General features: G+C 29.5%; 21 protein-coding genes. 7 read left to right on the top strand and 14 right to left on the bottom strand.

All coding sequences use genetic code 11. The features are described 5' to 3' along the window. Positions 1–45: 45 nt before the first annotated feature. From IMX26_RS16400 to IMX26_RS16380, 5 genes are all read right to left on the bottom strand, one after another. On the bottom strand, positions 46–969 hold the full coding sequence (locus tag IMX26_RS16400) for a YafY family protein (RefSeq protein ID WP_195159436.1): 924 nt from the start codon (positions 967–969) through the stop codon (positions 46–48). Between the two features lie 26 nt (positions 970–995). Further along, a complete protein-coding gene (locus IMX26_RS16395) occupies positions 996–1703 on the bottom strand; it encodes an amino acid racemase (protein ID WP_195159435.1) in 708 nt (235 codons plus the stop codon). A gap of 143 nt (positions 1704–1846) precedes the next feature. Continuing rightward, the gene (gene rsgA / locus IMX26_RS16390; protein ID WP_195159434.1) at positions 1847–2911 is read right to left on the bottom strand and encodes a ribosome small subunit-dependent GTPase A; all 1065 of its coding nucleotides are present in this window, start codon (positions 2909–2911) and stop codon (positions 1847–1849) included. Between the two features lie 403 nt (positions 2912–3314). Further along, positions 3315–3959, bottom strand: coding sequence for an NAD(P)H-dependent oxidoreductase (locus IMX26_RS16385; RefSeq protein WP_195159433.1), 645 nt, complete (start codon positions 3957–3959; stop codon positions 3315–3317). A gap of 150 nt (positions 3960–4109) precedes the next feature. Further along, positions 4110–4949 (bottom strand): hypothetical protein, encoded by an 840-nt coding sequence (locus tag IMX26_RS16380; protein ID WP_195159432.1) that lies wholly within the window; start codon positions 4947–4949, stop codon positions 4110–4112. 307 nt (positions 4950–5256) lie between these two features. On the opposite strand from IMX26_RS16380, the gene IMX26_RS16375 reads away from it, so the two are divergent. The 5 genes from IMX26_RS16375 (at position 5257) to IMX26_RS16355 (ending at position 9538) form a co-directional block, all read left to right on the top strand. Then, positions 5257–6288: an ABC transporter substrate-binding protein gene (locus tag IMX26_RS16375; RefSeq protein WP_195159431.1), complete on the top strand. Its 1032-nt coding sequence runs from the start codon at positions 5257–5259 to the stop codon at positions 6286–6288. A gap of 106 nt (positions 6289–6394) precedes the next feature. Continuing rightward, the gene (locus IMX26_RS16370; RefSeq protein WP_347707915.1) at positions 6395–7294 is read left to right on the top strand and encodes an iron ABC transporter permease; all 900 of its coding nucleotides are present in this window, start codon (positions 6395–6397) and stop codon (positions 7292–7294) included. Beyond that, positions 7291–8058, top strand: a complete 768-nt coding sequence (locus IMX26_RS16365; RefSeq protein ID WP_195159429.1) for an ABC transporter ATP-binding protein — start codon at positions 7291–7293, stop codon at positions 8056–8058. The genes IMX26_RS16370 and IMX26_RS16365 overlap by 4 nt, the downstream gene beginning before the upstream one ends. Positions 8059–8087: 29 nt before the next feature. Then, entirely contained in the window at positions 8088–9068 is a 981-nt protein-coding gene (locus IMX26_RS16360) for a class I SAM-dependent methyltransferase (protein ID WP_195159428.1), read from the top strand. Between the two features lie 44 nt (positions 9069–9112). Continuing rightward, positions 9113–9538, top strand: coding sequence for a MarR family transcriptional regulator (locus IMX26_RS16355; protein WP_243259200.1), 426 nt, complete (start codon positions 9113–9115; stop codon positions 9536–9538). Between the two features lie 68 nt (positions 9539–9606). Here IMX26_RS16355 and IMX26_RS16350 read toward each other — a convergent pair whose 3' ends face one another. The 5 genes from IMX26_RS16350 to IMX26_RS16330 form a co-directional block, all read right to left on the bottom strand. Next, complete coding sequence (locus IMX26_RS16350) at positions 9607–10086, bottom strand: GNAT family protein (protein WP_195159426.1); 480 nt, start codon at positions 10084–10086, stop codon at positions 9607–9609. Beyond that, positions 10083–11030 carry an adenosine deaminase gene (locus tag IMX26_RS16345; RefSeq protein WP_195159425.1) on the bottom strand — a complete coding sequence of 316 codons (948 nt, stop codon included), beginning with the start codon at positions 11028–11030 and terminating at the stop codon, positions 10083–10085. Before IMX26_RS16345 ends, IMX26_RS16350 begins: the two co-directional genes overlap by 4 nt. A gap of 113 nt (positions 11031–11143) precedes the next feature. Then, a complete protein-coding gene (locus tag IMX26_RS16340) occupies positions 11144–11629 on the bottom strand; it encodes an 8-oxo-dGTP diphosphatase (RefSeq protein ID WP_195159424.1) in 486 nt (161 codons plus the stop codon). A gap of 242 nt (positions 11630–11871) precedes the next feature. Continuing rightward, positions 11872–12645, bottom strand: a complete 774-nt coding sequence (locus IMX26_RS16335) for a class I SAM-dependent methyltransferase (RefSeq protein WP_195159423.1) — start codon at positions 12643–12645, stop codon at positions 11872–11874. Between the two features lie 151 nt (positions 12646–12796). After that, positions 12797–13738, bottom strand: a complete 942-nt coding sequence (locus IMX26_RS16330) for a DUF4097 family beta strand repeat-containing protein (protein WP_195159422.1) — start codon at positions 13736–13738, stop codon at positions 12797–12799. A gap of 274 nt (positions 13739–14012) precedes the next feature. Here IMX26_RS16330 and IMX26_RS16325 point away from each other — a divergent pair, with 274 nt between their 5' ends. Together IMX26_RS16325 and IMX26_RS16320 are read left to right on the top strand one after the other, a co-directional pair. Then, positions 14013–14732 carry an AraC family transcriptional regulator gene (locus IMX26_RS16325; protein WP_195159421.1) on the top strand — a complete coding sequence of 240 codons (720 nt, stop codon included), beginning with the start codon at positions 14013–14015 and terminating at the stop codon, positions 14730–14732. A 340-nt stretch (positions 14733–15072) separates the two neighbouring features. Continuing rightward, positions 15073–16209 carry a hypothetical protein gene (locus IMX26_RS16320; RefSeq protein ID WP_195159420.1) on the top strand — a complete coding sequence of 379 codons (1137 nt, stop codon included), beginning with the start codon at positions 15073–15075 and terminating at the stop codon, positions 16207–16209. Positions 16210–16440: 231 nt separating this feature from the next. Here the strand turns inward: IMX26_RS16320 and IMX26_RS16315 are convergent, their stop codons facing one another. The 4 genes from IMX26_RS16315 to IMX26_RS16300 form a co-directional block, all read right to left on the bottom strand. Beyond that, positions 16441–17523, bottom strand: a complete 1083-nt coding sequence (locus IMX26_RS16315) for a BtrH N-terminal domain-containing protein (RefSeq protein ID WP_195159419.1) — start codon at positions 17521–17523, stop codon at positions 16441–16443. 160 nt (positions 17524–17683) lie between these two features. After that, the gene (locus IMX26_RS16310) at positions 17684–18448 is read right to left on the bottom strand and encodes an EFR1 family ferrodoxin (protein WP_195159418.1); all 765 of its coding nucleotides are present in this window, start codon (positions 18446–18448) and stop codon (positions 17684–17686) included. A 118-nt stretch (positions 18449–18566) separates the two neighbouring features. Next, positions 18567–19448, bottom strand: a complete 882-nt coding sequence (locus IMX26_RS16305) for a diguanylate cyclase (RefSeq protein ID WP_195159417.1) — start codon at positions 19446–19448, stop codon at positions 18567–18569. A 23-nt stretch (positions 19449–19471) separates the two neighbouring features. After that, positions 19472–22099: a response regulator gene (locus IMX26_RS16300; RefSeq protein ID WP_195159416.1), complete on the bottom strand. Its 2628-nt coding sequence runs from the start codon at positions 22097–22099 to the stop codon at positions 19472–19474. Positions 22100–22404 lie beyond the last annotated feature (305 nt).

Below are 22404 nucleotides of genomic sequence, written 5' to 3'. Positions count from 1 at the left end.
AAGATAATTATACAAAACTAACTACGACACCATTATGTCATAGTATTATTTATTTTTATTTAAGCCACATTGTAGCCTATTAAAAAATTCCTGTTTTACCCACTCAGGCTTTAGTATTTTTATAAACGGTACAAGACTTAAAAATAAGCTGTACAGCCACTCGTCTACAGGGTATGCTATATTAATTAATATTTTGTCTTTAACTATTTTACAGTTTTTATAGCTAAAATAATCTGGTATTCTTGCTAACATACATTTATCTAACTCTAATTGTATAGTGGTATTAGCTCTTTTTGAATCCATATTATTATGCCAAGGCAACTCTTCTTCTGTTTGATAAGGTAAGCTTTGTTTATTAAACTGCTCACTTATGACAGTACAATCTACAATTCTATTTATTTTAAAAACCCTATAGTGCTCACGTAAAAAACAATAGCCATAGATGTACCAAGCTGAACCCATCATAACTATTGTTTGAGGTGCTATAGTTCTTGTTGTTTTTTTTAAGTTTGAATCAATATAGGTTAGTTTTAATTTTAACTCATTCTCTAAAGCTGTGGTTAATTTTTGTAGTAAATGATTAAAGTGCTTTTCATCAACATGAGGATTCAGCTTTATAACTACTTTGTTTTGATTATGGTTATTAGGATACAAAACACTAAGCTTGTTAAATAAAGATTTCATTTCTTGATTAGGCACTGTACTTGATAAAGCTTTTAAAAATGCCACTAAAGTTGTAGCCTCATTTTTGTTTAAAAAGCTCTTATCAATTTTATAGTTCTTTAATAACTCGTATCCACCAGTTTTACCAACAGTAGCAAAAATAGGAATACCAGCCATGCAAAGACTATCTATATCTCGTTGAATGGTTCGTACTGAAACATTAAAATAATTAGCTAATTTGGTAGCAGTTATTTTATTTTCATTTATAAGCATCATTAAGATTTCAATTAATCTATCTATTTTCAAAATAATTACTTCCTAATTCTACATATCTACTCTATTATTACATTATTTATCAATTTACAATACTCTGTTACTACAGCTCTAGCTAAACACACAGCTGAATCTATAATATTAATACTACTGTTATTATTTTTTATAACACTTAAATCTGTACATCCCAATACAATATTAGTTACCCCAGTATCCGTAATATCTTTTATAAGTTTATTCCAGCTAACTAAAATATTCTGTTCACTTTCTTTGTTTTTTATCATATAAATTATCTTATTGACCTCTAACTGCCAATTTGGTAGAAATACAAATTCACAATTTTTTGCTTGAATACCCTGCTGATATAAATTACTTGCAATAGTAGACTCTGTTGCTAATACTGTAACCTTGCTGTTCTTGGGAATATGTTTCATAGTCTCATTAACTATGTGAAGTACCTTTGCAGAACATTCATTTTTAATACTAGTAAAATATTTATGAGCTGTATTACATGGAATTGCTATTATGTCTACATTAAATGAATTTAGTCGAATGGCACCATCTATAATAGATTTTTTAAGTTGGTCATTATCAATTTCTCTATCTACATAAAATGGAGTTGGTAGAGAATAGATTATGATATGAGGATAATCTATATCGTATTTAGCACTGTATTGCTTTTGACACTCATCTAAAACTAATTCTAAAAATGGGGTGGTGGATCTAGGACCCATACCAGCTAATATTCCAATACTTATATTTCTCATAGTGATCTCTCCTTAATTTTCTACAATAAGTATACCAAATTTAAATAGTTATTTTCTTTTACAATATTTCTTAATAAAAATACTACAGTTGTCTCAAAGCAACCACTGTAGTATTTTTATTTAATTAGTAAAAAGTACAACTTTTAGTTATATTTTTTATTCTTTTTTGTCTTTTTTTCTCTTTCCGCTTTTCTCTCTATTAAGCGATTTGCTTCTCTTACTAGTTTTTTATATCTTATATATCTATCTTGTGATAATGTATTATTATTTAAGGCTTCTTTTATAGCACAGCCAGCTTCGTTTTTATGACTGCAATTTTTATATTTACAGCTTTTTTCAAGTAACATTATATCTTTAAACAGATATCTTAAATCACTTATTTCCAGCCACAGCTGTAATTCCTTTATGCCAGGCATGTCAATTATCATACAGTTATTCTCCAAAAAAAACATTTCTCTATGGGTAGTAGTGTGTTTACCTTTTCCTGAAGAACTACTTAAAGCTTTGGTTTTTTGCACTTCTTTACTGCTTAAATAGTTTAGTAATGTAGATTTACCAACACCAGAAGAGCCTATTAAAGCAATAGTATAGTAGGGCTTTAAATAACTATTTAGATTATTTACTCCTGCACCAGTAATTGAGCTTACAGCATAAACAGCTAACTCCCTGTCTATAGCGTTAACTTTATTAACATAACTTTGGTAATCTTGGCATAAATCTCGCTTAGTAAGTATGATAACTGGATGTAAATTTGAGCTTTTAGCCAATAAAATGTAGCGTTCTAATCTTGCTATGTTGAAGTTTTGATCTAAAGCCACCAGAATTAATACATAGTTAATGTTTGCCGCCATAACCTGCTCTTCTGTAATTCCCCCATCAATTACTCCTTTATATAACTTTCTGCCTCCTGATATTGGCATTTTTCTTGAAAATTTATTTTTTCTTTTTAGTACTTTATTAATGCTAAGATAATCATTATTTTGTACCTTGCAAAACTCAACATAGTCTCCTACTACCGGGTAGTCTTTTGGTGCTTGTATGTTATGAATAAACTTACCAGTAAGTTTAGCTTTTTGCTTTCCGTATGTTGTTAATAAACCATATATTGTTCCTTTGCATGAGATAATGCGTGCAATATTTTCACAATTATTGTTACACTGATTAGTAAAAAATTCTCTTATAACAGTGTTAATAATATTTTTATTCATATAATCCTCCGAAATTTCTTTTAAAATATAAAAATCGCAAAGCAAGTTGCGATTCGTTCATTAGTTAGGTGCAAAATAAATTACACCTTTAGTTTTAAAAGTGTTCAATGAGCGATAATGCTTTGTTATAGTTTCTTTATTCTATTAGTAAATAATCACCATTAATTTACTTTTGTAAGTTGCCATATCACTCACTCCCTTCGGATGTTCTAAAAATATTATACAAGATATTATGGATTATTTAAACTAAACTTCCATTAAACATTTATCTGTTAACAATATTATATAAGAACAGCAAAATAGATAGGTGCCATATTTAGATTTCCATCTTTGTGTCCTTAGAGTTCTTAGTGTTTTCAAAAAATATTAATAGAAAATCACTTAAGAAGGTCTCCTCTTTTAATCATGATAAAACATCTGCTTTATTTCGGGCTTCTTTATGTCCTTGTTGAATAGCTTTATGTTGCTCTTCTGCTGTAAATCCAGTTTTATCTACCAGTATTTCATGAATATGTTTTATGCCCAAAAATCTAAATATGTCTTTTAAATATATTCCGCCATGATTAATTTTTCTTTCAATTAGCCAGGGAATAGGCCCTCCTGAAGATTGAACATAGAACAATACTCTTTTTTTATCATTAAGCAAACCACCAATATTATCTTTTTCCATTTTAATTGTGATATCTTTTTGAATTATACAATCTAAATATTTTTTTAGAGCAGCTGGAAATAGTAAACTCCACATTGGAGCTACTACAATATAGTAGTCAGCATTTTTAAATTCAGTTGCTAAATTTTTAATAGTATCTACATCTTTTTTTTGATTCTTTGTTAGTTTATCGTATTCACCCATACTTACTACTGAATTTCTGCCCTGAAAATACTCATAGCGTAATTCTGGTAGTTTCATTTCATATATATCCAGTTCTTTAACCGTAATATCAGTGTTTTTAGCTAAAATAGAGTTTAATAGCTCTCTGGCAACAGTTTTACTAGCAGAAAGCTCTTCTGGCTTTGAATGACAGGTTATGTATAAAAGCGTTTTCATTTAATCACCTCAATAGCTAGTGTTTCATAAAACAGCTTTTATTATTACTTAATTAAACTAATACTCCCCTTAAAACAAGCAACGTAATAATATATGTTATTATTTTATTTATAATTAAAGGGTTGCTTATATAGGCAACCCTTAACATCATTATAAAACATTTTGAACAGGATAATATTTGGCTACTGTCATACCAAAATAGGTTGGTACTTGGTAGGATAAAAATTCACCCTTCATAGGAACTATTTTTGTTGCTCCATATAATATCAGCATTTGCCAAAGGCTATCGGGCTTAGCATTTGCAACAAAGTTTAAATCCATGTTAACTAACTCAGCTAGCTTGTTTTGCTTAATTAACTCTGATATTTTATCATCATATTGTTTAGCTGCTTCATGGTAACCAAAGCTTGCATGTTCTTCATCGTGGCAATGGGCCTGATCAGCACTTGCTATTAAAGCAACATTTTTATTACTTTTTATAATTTGCTCGGCAATAATTTCACCTAATCTTACTAAATCAGTTAAAGCTATATCTCTGGTTGGACCTATTACAACTATCTCTGGCTGATAGCTTTCATCTTGACAAAACCAAAGTGGTATAAAGGTTCCCCAATCCATATTTATGTTTGAGCCAATACCACTTAAGGAACCATAGTTGCAACCTACCGAGGCTATATTTTCTGCTGTAGCTTGCTCAAGTATTTTTAGTGACAAATCCTTATCACATTTATAAGATAAACTAACAGTATTATTATTAGCACTTAAACTACCTCTACAGTATGCTGTAGTGTAAATAGCATTAAAGTCTTTAAGCCTCATGCCATGAGGTGTTAAAACTACAATAGTATCTGGTTTAGTACTCATTATGTGATTCCCTAAGTTTATCATTGCATCTCTAGTTGGTTTAAATAGCTCTAGCTCTTTACCAGCAATTTCAGCTATGATTGATGATCCGTGCGGAGCAATACCTGCGCTCACTAATTTACCCATATTAGACCTCTCCTATTTATCTTTAATATCCACTTTAAATTCTCTGTTAAAATCCATAAACCTTTTTAATCTTTGTATCTACTCAGTTATATATGTGATTTATAAACTTATTAGTTATAGATATAGAATAATAATTTGATTTATCTAGTACAATTCAATCGCAGTTCCTTTATAAGTTTTTTATGTTTATTACTTTTTTATCTTGACAGTTTATTGATGTATTTGTTATGCTTTTAAATGATAATAATTATCATTATTAATATTTTTTTTATCACAATGTATGCCTAGCATACAAAAGGAGAACTTTATGAAGAAACTAGTAGTTATCTTAACTTTATTGGTGTTTTTAGTCGGTTGTAGTAACAGTGATATTAAAACTGCGGATAATATCAGAGAAGTAGTAGATTGTAGCGGACATAGTGTTGCTATACCAAACAAAGAGATAGAAAGAATTGTAATATCATCTCCACCATTGCTAACAATGGTGGATGCTTTATTGAATGAACAAGAAAAAATTGTTGGAATACACCCCTTTACTCTAATAAATGCTAATCAGCAATTATTAAAGTTGAAAATAAGTAATGTAGAAGAAAAAAATCGCACATACATTAAAGGATTTAATATTGATGTAGAAAAACTGATGAATTTGAATCCAGATATTGTCTTTTGTTATGGAGAGCAGCAAAGAAAAGGCCTAGAAAATTTAAATATACCGGTAGTAGATTTTTATATGGCAGGAGAAAAAAACGCTGCAACAATAGTAAAACAGTGGGAAAAAACTATCTGTGAAGTATTAAATATAACACCAAAGTTTTCTATACTAAAAGAGGTTGAAGAAGCAGAGAAATTACAGGTTAAGGACAATGATAATAAAAAAAATGCCTTAATTATTTTTAATAATACAGGTAGCAAATTAACGGTAAGTGGTAGCAATACCTTTGGTGCATATTGGCTAAAGTATGCTGGTATTAACAATGTCGCAAAGGATATTGAAGGAGAAAAAGAAGTAAACATGGAGCAAATATATAAATGGCAACCAGATGAAATATATGTTTATATGGGTCCTGGTGCAAAAAAATATAAAGATAATTTTAAGGCTCAAGATTGGAGCAGAGTAAACGCTGTTAAAAATAATAAAATATATGATATCCCCCTTGGCTTATACAGTTGGGTTGCGCCAGGCATAGATACACCACTTATGATGAAATGGGTATTATTAGAGGATAAAAAAGATAGTGACTTTGAAAAGGTAGTTAAAGAACACTATAAGAGATGTTACAAAATTGAGATTGATGATAAATTAGTAAAAGCAGTGTTAAATCCAAAAAAAGGTAAGTAATATTATGAAAAAAAATCGAGCTTTTTCTATTATTGTTCCAGTCTGCATATTAGCTTTAGCATTTGCTTCATTAACCATTGGAAAGTATTCGATGTCATGAAATGAAATACTTGATAGCTTTAAGTATATCTTCAAAGATAAAAGTGAGATGCCTAATTATGCATTTGTTTTGCTCTCAATAAGATTACCAAGGGTATTAATGGCATTGCTTATTGGAAGTAGTTTAGCTGTTTCCGGTGCAAGTATGCAATCACTTTTAAGAAATCCACTTGCTAGCCCTAAGATTTTAGGTGTATTCTCTGGCTCTGCTTTTGGCATAGCTCTTGGATTAGTATTATTTCATAATTCTTTATATGCCTATATTTTAGGATTTATTTTAGGCATATTGGCTGTATGGCTAACTTATAGAATTGCTAATAAAGCCATAAATAATTCGATATTAGTTCTGCTTTTATCGGGTATGGCTGTCGATGGTATGTTTACAGCGCTTTTAGCGTTGGTTCAGTATAATGCAAATGTGGAAACAGAGTTGCCTTCCATAGTCTATTGGCTTATGGGTAGCTTATCTGGAGTTACCATGGATAATGTAAAGTGGGTAGCTGTTCCTATTATTATATGTGTTAGTATACTATATTTAATGAGATGGAAATTAAATATTTTAAGTATCTCAGACGAAGAAGCTATCTCAATGGGTTTAAATCTTAAAGTATACAAAGCACTCATAATTGTAATTGTTACAATACTTTCAGCAATCTCTGTTTCTGTTTGCGGTATCATTGGCTGGATTGGCTTAATTGCTCCTCATGTAGCCAGACTTATTTTTGGCAGTGATCATCGAAAATTGATTCCAGCCTGTATTGCTCTTGGTGCAATTTATTTATTATTAATAGATACAAGTTGTAGAAGCTTATTTAAAACAGAAATACCACTATCAATTTTAACGGCATTAGTGGGAGTACCATTTTTAATATATCTTATTAAACGTAGAATGGGGGCAATAAAATGATATTATCAATTAGAAATGGTTGTTTTTCACACGGTAATACTAAAATATTAGAAGATATCAACCTAGAAGTAAAAACTGGTGAATTACTCACTATTCTTGGCCCAAATGGTGCTGGGAAAACAACTCTATTAAAGTGTTTATTGGGCTTTTATAAATGGACAAAAGGTGCAACTTATCTTAATCTTAAAGAAATAAGTAATATAAAATACCTTTGGAAAACTATTAGCTACGTACCTCAAGCTAAAGAAATTCCTTTTAATTATACGGTTGAAGATATGATACTAATTGGCAGAAATCCTCACATAGGGTACTTTGGCAAACCTAAAAAAAGTGATTACTTAGCTGTAGAACGGGTATTAGATTTATTAGATATAAGTAGTAAAAGATATTCTTTTATGTATCAATTAAGTGGCGGACAAAAACAAATAGTACTGATTGCTAGAGCTTTGGTATCTGATCCCCAAATAATTATTTTAGATGAACCAGAGCTTAACTTGGATTTAGCTAATCAAGACAAAATCTTTTCTACTATAAGAAGACTAGCAGATGAAGAAAATATAGTATGTATAGTCAACACTCATTTGCCCTTTAATGCTATTAAATATAGTGATAATTCATTATTATTAAAAAAAGATTTAACAAGTATTTATGGCAAAACAAAGGATATAGTTACCTTAAATAAGCTAGTAGATATTTACGGTTTACCAAAAGATTATTATAACATTGGATATAATTATCGCAGTCTTATTATGCCTGCAACTTAAAATAATATTTTTTGAAAGAGGAAGAAATAATGAACACAATGATGGATTACTATAAAAAATTACACGATTATAAAGAAATACAATTATTGATTGCTGCACTTAATCTTAAGGTTTTTTCTTATATGGAAGAGGCTATAACTGCCAAGCAAATTGCTGAAAAATTAAATTATAACTCCAGAAATTTAGCACTTTTTTTAGATGCCTTAGCTTCTATAGGGTTAATTGAAAAAAGCAAAAACGTATACAAAAATACTGCTGCTAGTAATAAAATGTTAAATGAAAATAGTGAGCTATATATTGGTGATGGAATTTTGTTCAAAAAAACCATGATGTCTTTAGACGATGTTGAAAATAAAGTTAAAGATGGTCCTGCTACTAATTTAAAAGATGGTGCAGAACTATATGACTTTTATGAGTTAGCAAGAGTAACTAGAAATGAAATGTATTATGGAAGAGTACAAGAAATCATAAATTTACTAAGTAACTTGTATAATAAAGATGATCATTTTAAACTCTTAGATTTAGGCGGAGGCTCAGGAACCTTAGCTCTTGAGGTAGCAAAACATTTTAAAAATAGTAGAGTTGTTGTATTCGAACATGAAATAGTTGCTAAACTACCTCAGCAATTAATTAAAGAAGAGAATTTAAGTAAACAAGCAGATGTAATGATAGGTGATTTTAATAAAGATGATATTGGTAATAATTATGATTTTATTATTGCTGCAGGTATAATGGATTTTGCAAGCCAGTATTTAGATAATGTAACTTGTAAACTAAATAAAAGTTTAAATAGTAATGGCTATTTATATGTTATTACTCATGGAGTATCCCAAGACTATTTATCACCAACCCAATCTATTATTGGTTGGCTCTCAGGAAGATTAGCTGGTTCGGACTTATTGTGTGATGAAAAAACTATTTTAGCAAGCATCTTAAATAATGACTTTAAGGAAATTAACATGCCAAGTACTAAAGATCGATTCAATAAGTATTTATTTCAAAAGCAGTAGTGAAATGCTATAATTAGGTTATGAAAGATAAAGCAAATTATATATTGAAGAATTTTGTTCAGCTTGTTGAGAGTGCTGCAAATGGAAAAAAGAAAGTATTAGACTTTGGCGATGGTATGGTATTTCATAGAAGAGAAATACACATTATTAAGGTTATTGGAGATTTTCCCGGTATATATTTATCTGAAATAGCCCAAAGATTTAATGTTACAAGGGCAGTAATATGGAAAGCCTTAAAAAAGCTAGAGGCTAGAAAGCTTGTTTATAAATGTTCTTATGAAGGTGACAAAAAGAAACAAAGCATTTATTTAACTGAACAAGGTCAAAAAGCCTATTACGCTCACCATAAGTTTCATGAAGAAAATGATGCACAAATTTTTAACTATCTCTTAGCGTTATCAGAACATGATTTAAATACCATAAGTCATTTTGTTAAATTAGCAAAAGATATGGTTAAAAATCATATGTAAGTAGAATAAAAAATATCAAAAGCACACTGCAATACATAGCCAGTGTGCTTTTAAACTTATTATATTTTTTATTTAAGTATCATAACTGTAAAGGGTCTTAACAGAGAGTTGTCTTGTTTATAAAATTGCATTTGTTTTTTAAAACCAACATTTTCATAAACTCTAATAGCTCTTGTATTAAAACTAGCTACAGTTAAACGAATTTTAGTATGTCCTAGTTCTTGTGCAAACTTTATTGCATTTGAAAAAAAGTTATATCCATAACCCTTACCACATAACTCAGGCTTTAAACCAATACCTATATCAATATAGCTACTATCTGCATAGGCATTAACCTCATTACCAGCAGGAACTTGCGCTGATTTTCCATAACAATAAAAGCCTATTAAATCGTTATTATTATTTACGGCAAAATAATTATTTGATAAAATTTCTTCAACCTCATTATCACTACCACTGCCATTGTAAATATTATAGGGTTCATTATACTGCCACTCTGTAATTTTTTTTGCTTGGGCATTGCTTATTTCACTAATTTCAAGTTTCATTTTGTTTTTATAACTCCTAAGCCTGTCTCTCTAATCTCATTAAGTTCTGTTGCGGATAAAACACCATTATTATAAAGGTTTAAGTATTCTTGTGAAACACTTTGATTAAATATTAACATGTCATCTGTATTTATAGTTATAGGTATACCATTTTCATGCAGTATACTTATGGGGTGTTCTCTATAGCTATTTACCAAACTTAACATTACATTACTTGTAGGGCAAATGTTAAGCTGAATTTTGTTATCTGCTAAAAAGTTCATAACCTTTTGAGAATTTACAGCTGCTATACCGTGTTGTACTTGATTAAGGTCTAAGGCCTCTACTACATTTTTAACTGATAGTGCATCACTAAATTCACCTATATGAGCTTTGCGTATTAAGTTATGTTGTTTAGCTTTTTTATATATACTTTTAAATTCATCCACTGCTATATTTTCATCACCTATTAAATCAATAGACTTAAAAAAGTTGTATGATAATAATTGCTCAAAAATTTCCTCCATTTCAACAATATTTTGCGTACGAGATAAACTTAACTCTGGTATAAAATTTATTTCAGGAGCTATTCGCTGGTGGATATGTTTTATGTCATTTATATAATCTTTATAACTATTATTGTAATGTATACTGTCGGCTAAACCAAAACTCAAAACTAAAGTTTGTACACCATCATCTAAAGCATGTAAAAATGCTGCTTCAATTCTATTAACAAATCCATGTAAACCTTTACAGTGTAATTTAATATTGGCTTCATACCAACTTTGCATATCAGTTAAATTAGTGAATTTTTTAGGTAAATTTGCTAAAACTTCTTCACTGTTTTTTAAAACATACTTTATATTACCACCTCTTGTAGCATGGTTGTGTAAATCACTTTTGGGTATTTGTTTAAGCGTTGCTAAATCATTATTTTGCAAACTGTTAATAAACTTTGATTTCATCTTAGATGTTCACTTCTCCAATCCTTGTAGCTTTATAACTACATACTAAGTTTTTACCCCAAAACTCACTTCTTAAATCAAATATTAGTAAATTTTTTAGTCTTATGTAAATGCTATTCTACAACTAGAGAGCATTGTTTCTTTTCCACCCTATTCAAATTGTTATTAGTGTAATAACATATATGTTCATAAATATTATTTTCATTTAACATATAAGGCAAAAAAGAAGGAATATTATTAACTACCCCTGTATTACGTGGGTTTAAAATCCAAGAAAGAGATTTCCAATCTAAAATACCCTCTGGGGTTTTTATAGGGGTTTTATAGTTTACATTCTCTGCTATTTCTGCAATATAAGAATACATACCTCCATGATACTTGTCGTCATAAATCCAAGTAACTAAACCCTTAAATACAACATTATTTATTTTTAAACCTGTTTCTTCATATATTTCTCTTATAATGCACTGCCTTGCTGTTTCATTTTCTTCTATATGTCCCCCTACTCCATTCCAGCGGCCCATCCAGCTTGGTTTTTCTCTGTTTAAAAGCAGTATTTTATCTCCTTGCTTTATAAAGCAGATTGTATATTTTATCATAATGGTTAATCCTTTACTCCTACTTTTTTTACTTTAATCCAATAGTTCAATTTTACAATAAAAAGCCTTAAAAGTAAACGTTTGTTTGCATGGATAATTACTATAATATAATGATTTTTATATGATAAATAAAAAAACAGCTGCTACATTACCAAAAATAAAAATGATAGTGAAACAGCATATAAAAAAAACTATAATTGCTCTTTTCAGCCTATTTAGTGAATATATAATCAAAACCGTTTTTAAAAACTCTTTTGTAGTTTAATTATCAAATAGGTTGGTGTATTTATAAATCCTGTGTATCTTGTAGGTGTATCTATACTCCATTGTTTGGGTGGTTCAGGTTCACTTACAGATATAATATTTAAATTAACGTTTATAGCGTTATTAACATAATCAGCAAATGTATGATGATAGCTTATACTTAGGTAGTTTTTAATATTGTCATTAAATTCTATCCAAGGTTGAACATAGGCTCTTAGCTCTTTATTTAAATACCTCACCTGCCAATCATCATCTTTTGGAAACTCATTGTTTTGAGCTAGCGGATAATGTGATGTATATATCGGATGTATCACAGATAAAATGCAAACTCCATTTAGTACTAAAACTCGTTGTATTTCACTCATTATTTTGTTTAACTGAGGCAAATAATGAAGTGTAGTAGATGAAAATACTAAATCATAACTATTATCTTCTAATATAGATAAGTTCTCTATATCTGCCGTAAGAAACTCAACTTTTGACTGTTTCGTATTAGCTATCTCTTTAGCTTTATTCAACATTTGCTGAGACAAATCTATTGCAGTAATTTTTCTTGGATTTAATGATTCAAGTAAAAAGCTAAATCGTCCTGAACCACAGCCTAAGTCTAATATTTTTTTATTCTGTATATTTGGCAATAGCTGCTTAATTGATGGCCATTCTATAGCTAAGCTATAAGAGCTGGGCTTATTAGTAAACTGCTCATAAGCATCAACCATGCTATTCCAATTTTTTTCTATTTTCTTTTTCATGTTAATCACCCATTTTATTGTTTACACTATTATATAATTTATTTTAGATGTTCAGTAAACCTAATCAAGCCATAAATAAAATAGTTTTATACCAATATCCAAAATAGTATCTATGCAACAATTTTATTACAATACTAATACATAGTAATATCTATTCATCTTTTATTAGATACTTAATTAAAATATCACCAGATGATGTCTGTATATTTATTTTATTATCTGCACTTATAACAGTGCCGTTAAGCACATCATCTTCCTGTTTACCCTGGGTTAGGATTGGAAAATCACATACTATATTACCAGAACTAACTTTAGCAGCTAAGTTAAACTCAGCAGTATTTGGCAAGTTAATTGTCACATCACCAGACGTAGCCTCAATAGCAATTTCATTATCAAACTCTGAATAATTAAACTCAATATCAGCTGATGATCCTTCACCGCATATATCACCCCTAAATTTCTCTATTTTTATATCACCAGATGTAACACCATACTTAAATGTATCTGTTGTTAATTCATTAGCTGTCAACATACCCGATGATGCTGAAAAATCAAAGCTGTTTGCATCTACTTTGTCTATTGTGGTATCACCAGAGCTGATAGCTAGACTGAGTTTATTGCTTGTGATATTTTGTAAGCTACTATCCCCCGATGATAAATCTAACGCTAGATTATCTAAAGTAAAATCTTTAATTGTTATATCACCAGATGATGTAGTAAGATCCATGCTTTGGACATAGTTTTTAGGAATATGAATATCTAATTTAAAATCTATGCTTCTTAAACCACTTAGCTTGTTAAAGTCTATTAATATTTCTAAACAATCATCTACCTTATTAACTTTTAATTGATGTTTTACATTTTTAGACTTTTCTCCTGTTAATTTAATTAGAATATTATCTCTATCATCAGCAACTAAGTTTATATTTGTACAAATCACATCAACTTTTATTAAATCGAATATGCCAGTCACATCATTTACTGTTTCATCTACACTTACCATTTCATATTCACCAAACAAATCTATGTTACAACCAACCAATATGACAATCATAAATAAACTAGCTATTATTACTTTTATTCTACTCTTCATAAATTTAATCTCCACTAAACATATATTAATTTATATTAAAGCCTATATAATATACTACCATAAGCTCAAACATTACACATTAATATACATTAAGTATTACTGCTTTTTAATAAATTACTTTATAGGGTATTGGGATTAAATCAGATGTATAAACTATAGTAAACATTGCAAATATATTTATTTTATAATGAATATTGATTTATGGATATAAGTTATCTATAATCAAAATAATATAATAAATAAAATCCTATTTATCATTAAAGAAGGTGTGTATATGAACCAAATCAACGCAAACATCTTAGAAATCTCTAACAAAAACATGTCTCATAAACATGCTTATGCCCAAATAGTAATCCCCTTAGAGTCTAATGTTTACATTCAAACTAATTATGGAGCATTCACCATAGATAATAAGTCACTTGGTTTTATACCACCTAACTGTTTTCATGACTTTAGAAGTGAAGCTGGTGAAAAATCTTTAGTAATAGACATTCCAATGAGCATGATTAAAAAAAGTGATCTTGAAAAATTCAAGGCAAGTAGCAAGGTTTTAATAAACGAAAGTATGTCTTTATTAATTAGGCTTATTATGTTAGAGATAGATAACAAAACAAACCCCTCTACAATTAAATACCTATATTTTTTCTTGTACGATAAGATTATTGAGCGTAATATTTCAAAATCTATAGACTATATTAATAAACATTATAATGAAGATTTAAATATAAATAAGCTTGCTGAAATTGAACATTATAATGTTAACTATTATTCAGAATGGTTTAAAAAACAAGAGTCTATGAACCCCAAAGACTATATTCAAAAGTTGCGCATAGAAAAGGCTAAAGAACTTTTACTTACAACAAAATATAGTATAAGCGAAATATCTAATCAGGTTGGTTACAGCCATAGTTCATCTTTTTGTAGGGTTTTTAAAATTATTGAAAAAATGTCTCCAACTGAATATCGCAAAAAATATAAGCTAAGTCGAGATTAATTTATTTAATCTCGACTTTTACTAATTGTTAATAATGTAAATATACTTTAATACTTATTTTTCAAAAAGTTTCTTTGTTTGAATTTATTTCGATATATACTAAATTAAAAGCATTAATATTTTTCATGTCAATAACTAATATGGTGTAAATTTCATTAATTATTAATTAAATACTGTCAACAATTCCAAAACATAATATAATTCTATAAATTTCTTAAATAAAATTGCTTAATGATATTGCTACTGGGAAACGGCTAATAAGCACCTGTATTTTTGTATAGATAAATAATTATTGCTGCTATATAATCTTGGGTGATTTAGTTTGTTTAGGAGGTGTCACATGAAAAACAGAAAATTAAAAGAAGCCATTTATACACTATTATTTATTACGTTAATAGGGCTCTTTGTTGGGTATTTAAGTGTGAATATGGGTGTAGCAAATTTATTTTCATCTCTTATGAAAACAGCACATACACTGCTTCTTGATACAGCTTTATATATACTAGCTATCTCTGTTATTATGGGAGCCTTAGGGAACCTAGCAAATGAATTTGGCTTAGTAAAAATCTTTAACCGCATATTTGCCCCGTTAATGAAACCACTGTATAACCTTCCGGGGGCTTCATCGCTTGGTATTGTAACTACTTATTTATCTGATAACCCTGCCATTATAACTCTAGCCAATGACGAAAATTATTTAGAATACTTTACCGAAGATGAAGTGCCAACGCTATGTAATTTAGGAACATCATTTGGAATGGGACTAATATTAACCACTTTTATGATGGGTTTTGGTTTTTTTAATGAGGCCTTAATTGGTAATATTGGTGCTATAATAGGTAGTATCTTTAGTGTTAGAATTATGGCACACTTAATACAGAAAAGAAGAAACAAAAAAAATCCTACCACTATTAAACACACCAACAAGATTAAAAAAACAGAAGATGAGCAATACTCTGATGATTCATTTTTTATTCGCTTTATGACAGCTATGCTTGAGGGTGGTAAAAGTGGTGTGCAAATGGGCATTGCTATAATACCTGGTTTATTATTTGTTTGTACAATAATCATGATGTTAACCTTTGGCCCTGCTGATCCAACTGTAGGATACCAAGGTTTAGCCTTTGAGGGTGTAGCCCTGCTACCTAAGATTGGCAATTTATTTTCACCAATTTTAACTCCTTTGTTTGGTTTCACTAGCCCAGAGGCAATTTCTTTTCCAATTACTTCTTTGGGTGCTGTAGGAGCAGCTATTAGCTTAGTACCTAAGTTTTTAGAGTTAAACCTTATTGGTGGCAACGATATTGCAGTATTTACAGCAATGGGAATGTGCTGGAGTGGTTATTTAAGTACCCATGTTGGCATGATGGATGCCCTAAAAAGACGAGAATTAATTTCATCAGCCTTAATTAGTCACACAATTGGGGGATTAGTTGCTGGTATTACTGCTCATTTTATATATATGTTAATTGTTTAAATCTATAATCGCATGTGCATGATTTTGATTTTGTTTTCAACTGTTCTTTTTGATTTAAGAGACTTAACATAGGTACCTATCGTAGGGGTGAAGCTGGTCTTCGCCTTTTTTATTTGAGGTATTAATACAGGCGAACACAAGGTTCGCCCCTACAAAGTTGTGAGTAATCGTAATCTTTTAATCTATTAGGTTTTGCTTGCTACGCCTTAGCATTTATTTTGAGAAAAGCTACTATTGTAGGGAATGTGCCTCTGTGCCATTCCTTCGTATGTTATTTATTTCATATTGTAATTGAGTTAATAAACTAAGTTCAGTTACAGATATTTTTTGGCTTATATTGCTAATCTCTTTTAAAATGTTTTTGTTAGCTGTTTGGTAGAGTTGCCACATTAGTTCTGATATGATATTCCACTTCTTTGCTTCTTGCTTATAGCTATAACCTAAGTTCTGAATAACAGTGCTATTTAAGAGGGCGGCACTCTCAACTAAAAAGTCTGCAAACATCTCTCTAAACATACCCCCACCTGTACCACCATCGGCACTTATTTGAAAGTAATTGTTTATTCCAGCTAATTTCAATTTCTCTATCTTAAATTTATTCCACGTTAGTACTTCTTTACTGAATTTATTAATGCCATTAATACCTAATAACTTGGCAGGTGCCTTAAGCATTTTGTTGCAAGTTAAAGTAATTGAGGTTACTACACTTTGCTCAGTAACACCTTTAAAATCAGTTAAATCTATATCTAGGTATTTATTGTTAGCAGGAAACGGTCTATATTTACTGTTTCGAGCTTTAGCTAACTCATTGTAGCTTACTAAATGAAAATCGCTTTTAATAGGCTGTTTTGGAGTTCTTATCGCAAAATTTGAGTTATCTCTGTCACTTATATAGTAGTGTTGTTTTTCATCATCATAGCCAAATAATACTACTGCATGTCCTCCAAAGTGACTCTCTTTATTTAGGTTTAGGTATTTTAAATAAGCCATGTCCACATAGATTATAACTGGTTTATTATTGTTAATTATCTGTTTAGTTTTTTTAACTGCATTTGCATTACTAGTACTTGATTTACACTTTATTTTAATGTTTAAGTTATCTGCTAGCATTTTTTCGAATACAAAGGGTTTGTTTCTACCTGATATCATAGGAAAGCTTGCTAAATTTAAATAAACAAAATCAAGACCACAGCCTAAACCAAACAACATTTCCTCAGATATAAAACAATTGTAATAATCAAAGATTTGTTTTAAGGCTGTAGTAACACAGTGTTTGCCACCTAATGTTTTAAAATTATCAACTATTTTTTTCATTTATATCACCCAAAAAAATTTAACACATATAACATGACAGCTATATGTCGCCTTTGTAATTTATAATATTAATTAAGATAAACAACCCGTTAAGCAACTCACTATTCTAATAATTTCCCTAAATAAAAAGAACCCTAAATAGGTTCCTCTAAAAAATATGTTAAGAACTACTTACATCATTTGCTCTTATTATTTCAGCACGTTTTATATGTTTATTAAGGTACCTCATTTTACTTTTTTCATTTCTCATTCGAATGGCATTTTCAGGGCACAAATTTGTACATGCCAAACAATAATCACACTTATGTAAAAACTGAACAGTTCTATTAACAATAATGTTGTTTACTGGGCAAACCATTTCACAAACTCTGCAACTATTACAATTATCGGTCACATAAAAATGTTTGTCATAGCTACCCTGCCGTTTTGTAAACCAGCTGTAAACTACTTTAGTAATAAAATTAACAATAAAGTTACTGCTAGGTTTTTTAGTTTTGCCCCTTAGTACATCTCTAACAATCGTTATTATTTTATCATTAATTTTGTTTTCATCTTTTTTTTCTAGTTCTTTTTCTATTTTAAATAGTGGAATAAAATTATCTACCATTTTCACTTTGTTAATATACTTAATATCTATATTATTTTTAAGGGCAAGTTGTTTAAGCATATTATAGGTTCCCATTACACTACTACCGTAAGTAATTATCACAAAAACATAATCACTAGTTAGCTTTGCCTTAGATAAAAACTCTTTTACAATACGTGGAACTCCACCAAAATAGCATGGAAAAATAAGGCCTATTTTATCATCTTGGTATGTTAGTTTGCTGTTATTAAGCTCACTGGGTATTGAGTATAAATTGGCTTTAAATGTTTTAGCTACATATAAGCTGTTACCAGTTGCTGTAAAGTAAAATATCTTCATAATGCTCCCCCCTCTACTATCAGTATAACAAAAACAATTAGCAATATATGTAAAATGCTCATAAAACCGAGGGGTGCAAAAAAACAGCCTGCCCAATGTTTAAACTATCTATTCTTTTTTATTTATAACTAACTACCTTATTTTTACCTTCTTCTTTAGCCTGATATAAAGCTTTATCAGCATCAGCTATTATACAATTAGTGCTAACCTGCTCTTTGGGAATACATCTGTAGCCAATACTTACAGTTAAATTTAACTGATCATTAGGTATACTAAATACATGATTTTCAACACTTTTGAGAATTTCATCACAGAGTAGTTGGGTTTCGCTAATATCGTTTACAGATGAGATTACATAGAACTCGTCCCCTCCATATCTTCCTAAACGAGCCCTACCTTTAACTACAGTTGAAACAACAATTGCAAGCTCTTTTAGAATAGCATCTCCAGCAATATGCCCATATTTATCGTTAATATGTTTAAAATGATCTATATCTAACATCACAAAAGAGAGCATTTTTTTACTTGTATTTTTTAATTCCTTATCAATTATCTCTTGACAAGCACTATGATTACAAACACCTGTTAAACCATCTTTAAAAGATCTGTTTTTTAAGGTAATAAGATGTTTGCGATGCTTTAAAGCAGAAGCAACTCTTGCTAATACCTCTATGTCATCTATCGGCTTTTTAATGTAATCATATGCTCCAACCTCTAGTGCTTTTTTAAGGGCTCTACTTTCTACCCGTGCAGTAACCATAATAATAGGTATGCCTACTGTTTCACTAGATTTCTGCAGTGTTTCACATACACTATAGCCATCTAACTTAGGCATCATTATATCTAGTAGTACAAGATCTGGTTGAATATTAAAAGCTTTTTTTATAGCTTCTTCCCCATCGTAAGCTCGATAGGTTTCATAACCTTCATCTTGTAATATATCCTCTAATAGTCTTATATTATTCTTATGATCATCAACTATCAGTATTCGTTCATTCATAATATATACTCCTCATCCTCTAGCTATTTGTTTATTTCCAATAAAATTTGAGGTATTATATCTTCTATATTTAATCCAGATTTTCTTAATATTAAATCTGCCGCATCCTCTAACTGCTGTTTTTCTTTATCACTTAAGTCTTTCGCCGTAATAACTATTACTACTATGTCATCAAGTAACCTATTTTTCTTTAAATACTCCAGTACTTCAAATCCATTATATTTTGGCATCATTATATCTAGCAATAAAATGGCTGGTTTCTTTTCTTTAATTTTTTGAATTGCAATTTCACCATCACTAGCACTCCTAATATCTGTAACATAATCACTAAGTACTTGTTCTGCTAGACTCACAAAATTATCATCATCATCTGCTATTAAAATGTCCCTTTGAAAATCATTTAACAGGTCAACTTTATTTATGGCCTCTATTAGCTCTTCTCTTAACACTGGCTTAACTAAGTAGTTATCTGCTTTAAGATGATAAGCAATTTTCCTTTCATTAAGCACTGAAACCATAATCACAGCTATATTTCTAAGTTTATCACTAGATTTAATATGGGCTAAAATATCCCATCCATCTTTATTGGGAAGCATTATATCCAGTAAAACTGCCTTTGGCATAATTTCTTCAATAACTCCTATTACATCTTCTTTGCCAGTCAAATAAGTTACATTGTTGTTTTCTTTATCAAAATACTGTTTATACAGCTTATGCATAGCTAAATCATCATCTACACAAACAATTTTGTTATTTGTAAACTTATAGGCTCTGTCAATAATTATGTTTTCAACGTTTTGCTCTGTATTCTTTTTGTATACTTTTGGTAACACAACCGTAAACTCACTACCAACGTTTTCTTCACTATTAACAAATATTGATCCTTGTAATAAAGTAGTCATTTTTTTCGTAATAGATAAACCTAAACCTGTACCCCCAACTTTTCTGGTGTAAGAGCCATCTACCTGCCTAAACTCATCAAAGATATTTTGGATATCTTTGTTAGAAATACCTATTCCTTCGTCTATCACTTTTATAATTAATTTATCATTTTGCTCTGTTACACTAACTATAATCGTACCTTTCTCAGAATATTTAAAGGCATTACTAATTAAATTAAGTAGAATTTGTTTTACCTTTGTTCTATCAGATAGAATAGGTATATTGTCGCTATACAGCTCTCTTTCATAGTTTAAAGTGCTATTTTCTAAGGTTATATTAAACATATTACTGATTTCATCTATAACACTTACTAAGTTGAAGCTCTCAATGTAGGTATCCATGCGGTGTGCCTCAATTTTTGAGTAGTCTAGTAAATTGTTAATTAACTCTAAAAGATGCTCTGCTTCACTCATAACTATAGCAAGGTTTTCATACTGAACTTTTGGTAAATTATCTTTAGTTTTCTTCATTACTCGACGGGTGAAACCAATAATAGAGTTTAGAGGGGTACGTAATTCATGCGACATATTTGCTAAAAACTGACTCTTTAATTTATTTGCTTCAGCTGCATTTTTCTTCTCTTCTTTAAGCTGTATAATTAACTTGTTGAAGCGTTGTTCTCGCTCCACAATTTTAGTTTGCATTTCATTTATGGCAATCACCAAATCATTAAGCTCATTATCTTCAATAATTTCTATCGGCTGAGCCTCTTTTAGTTGAGGGTTGTTGTTTGAGAAGTTTTCTACACTTTTAATAATTACATTTAAAGGTTGAATAAATTGCAAGCTCATCAGAAACGACAAACATATGCCTAATGTATATACTACAAAAGCTATTAATATAACAATTTTAACTAATGAAGTATATGACACCATTGCCACTTCATAATCCGACTCAACTATTACACCTATATTTAAAGAGTAAATCCACTCATAAGATCCAAATACGTGAATATTAAAAATATCATCATAAGTTCCTGATCCTTGAGATTTTGATTTAAGGGCTGTAATAGCGGTTGAGTTTCTTTGTAGTTTATTTGGGACTTTTTTAGCCATTAGCTCATTATAATAATTTGTGCTCACTATATTATGCATTTCATCAAGCAAAAATACCTTATTATTATTTTTATTAGTAAAATTTTCTATTATTTTTTCCATTTTACTAATAGCAATTGCACCAAATAATACATGCCTAGTGTTGTCACTAAGATTTATTGGTTCAGCAATAATCATTATTGAATCACCATTTCTTTTACTAACCAAAAAACCACTAACAGAGGATATGTTGTTCATACCATTTTTAAAATAATCACGGTCTTTTAAATTTATGGCATTCATATCTTCAGTTAAGTTACTATTTACAATTATGCCCTCTTTATTGATAATGCCAAAGCTTCTAAAATTATCTTGATTAAGAAATTGCTCATATAGATAATTTTGTATTTTAGCAGACTTAATTTCTGAGGTGTTGTATTCTTCTAGTGATATTACATAAGACTTAATTTCTTGTATTCTATTAGATAAATACCTCCTTAGGTCACCCACTACTTGCTCTTTAGAAAGTACAGTATGTTGCAGCACTTGCTTTTCTAATGATTGCTTAGTTATTACCGTAATTGCAGATAAAATAACTGTAAACATAAAGGTAATTAAAACAATAAAATATAAGAATTGTCTTCTAAATATTTTTGTTTTAATAAGCTCTAACATTCTCATCCCTCACTAGCAATTTATTTCTATTAGATATTTATATTAATAGTTTTAGATATAGTAAGCTATATGGTAATATATTGAATGACCACAATAATATATATCGTAGTATACTATCGTATTGTTTTAATAAATTCTTTACTTAAATATGAAATTATTCTTAAAATAATTAATGTTTTTTTGCTATTTTAAAATAACATAAAGAATATTGCTAATATAAGGAATATGATATAAAAATTTATTATATATAGTATATGAGGTCTAGAGTGAGTATATTAGTATAACAACATCATGATCACTTACAT

The organism is Clostridium sp. 'deep sea' (assembly GCF_014931565.1).
Lineage (GTDB): Bacteria > Bacillota > UBA994 > PWPR01 > PWPR01.
Note: the sequence above shows the minus strand (reverse complement) of the source record. Positions and strands in the feature narration are given on the sequence as shown.

What these genes read in the sequence shown, in the direction of transcription:
- IMX26_RS16395 (WP_195159435.1), bottom strand. Translation starts at nt 1,703, where the DNA reads ATGAGAAATATAAGTATTGGAATATTAGCTGGTATGGGTCCTAGATCC.
- rsgA (WP_195159434.1), bottom strand. Translation starts at nt 2,911, where the DNA reads ATGAATAAAAATATTATTAACACTGTTATAAGAGAATTTTTTACTAAT.
- IMX26_RS16385 (WP_195159433.1), bottom strand. Translation starts at nt 3,959, where the DNA reads ATGAAAACGCTTTTATACATAACCTGTCATTCAAAGCCAGAAGAGCTT.
- IMX26_RS16380 (WP_195159432.1), bottom strand. Translation starts at nt 4,949, where the DNA reads ATGGGTAAATTAGTGAGCGCAGGTATTGCTCCGCACGGATCATCAATC.
- IMX26_RS16375 (WP_195159431.1), top strand. Translation starts at nt 5,257, where the DNA reads ATGAAGAAACTAGTAGTTATCTTAACTTTATTGGTGTTTTTAGTCGGT.
- IMX26_RS16365 (WP_195159429.1), top strand. Translation starts at nt 7,291, where the DNA reads ATGATATTATCAATTAGAAATGGTTGTTTTTCACACGGTAATACTAAA.
- IMX26_RS16360 (WP_195159428.1), top strand. Translation starts at nt 8,088, where the DNA reads ATGAACACAATGATGGATTACTATAAAAAATTACACGATTATAAAGAA.
- IMX26_RS16350 (WP_195159426.1), bottom strand. Translation starts at nt 10,086, where the DNA reads ATGAAACTTGAAATTAGTGAAATAAGCAATGCCCAAGCAAAAAAAATT.
- IMX26_RS16345 (WP_195159425.1), bottom strand. Translation starts at nt 11,030, where the DNA reads ATGAAATCAAAGTTTATTAACAGTTTGCAAAATAATGATTTAGCAACG.
- IMX26_RS16340 (WP_195159424.1), bottom strand. Translation starts at nt 11,629, where the DNA reads ATGATAAAATATACAATCTGCTTTATAAAGCAAGGAGATAAAATACTG.
- IMX26_RS16335 (WP_195159423.1), bottom strand. Translation starts at nt 12,645, where the DNA reads ATGAAAAAGAAAATAGAAAAAAATTGGAATAGCATGGTTGATGCTTAT.
- IMX26_RS16330 (WP_195159422.1), bottom strand. Translation starts at nt 13,738, where the DNA reads ATGAAGAGTAGAATAAAAGTAATAATAGCTAGTTTATTTATGATTGTC.
- IMX26_RS16325 (WP_195159421.1), top strand. Translation starts at nt 14,013, where the DNA reads ATGAACCAAATCAACGCAAACATCTTAGAAATCTCTAACAAAAACATG.
- IMX26_RS16320 (WP_195159420.1), top strand. Translation starts at nt 15,073, where the DNA reads ATGAAAAACAGAAAATTAAAAGAAGCCATTTATACACTATTATTTATT.
- IMX26_RS16315 (WP_195159419.1), bottom strand. Translation starts at nt 17,523, where the DNA reads ATGAAAAAAATAGTTGATAATTTTAAAACATTAGGTGGCAAACACTGT.
- IMX26_RS16310 (WP_195159418.1), bottom strand. Translation starts at nt 18,448, where the DNA reads ATGAAGATATTTTACTTTACAGCAACTGGTAACAGCTTATATGTAGCT.
- IMX26_RS16305 (WP_195159417.1), bottom strand. Translation starts at nt 19,448, where the DNA reads ATGAATGAACGAATACTGATAGTTGATGATCATAAGAATAATATAAGA.
- IMX26_RS16300 (WP_195159416.1), bottom strand. Translation starts at nt 22,099, where the DNA reads ATGTTAGAGCTTATTAAAACAAAAATATTTAGAAGACAATTCTTATAT.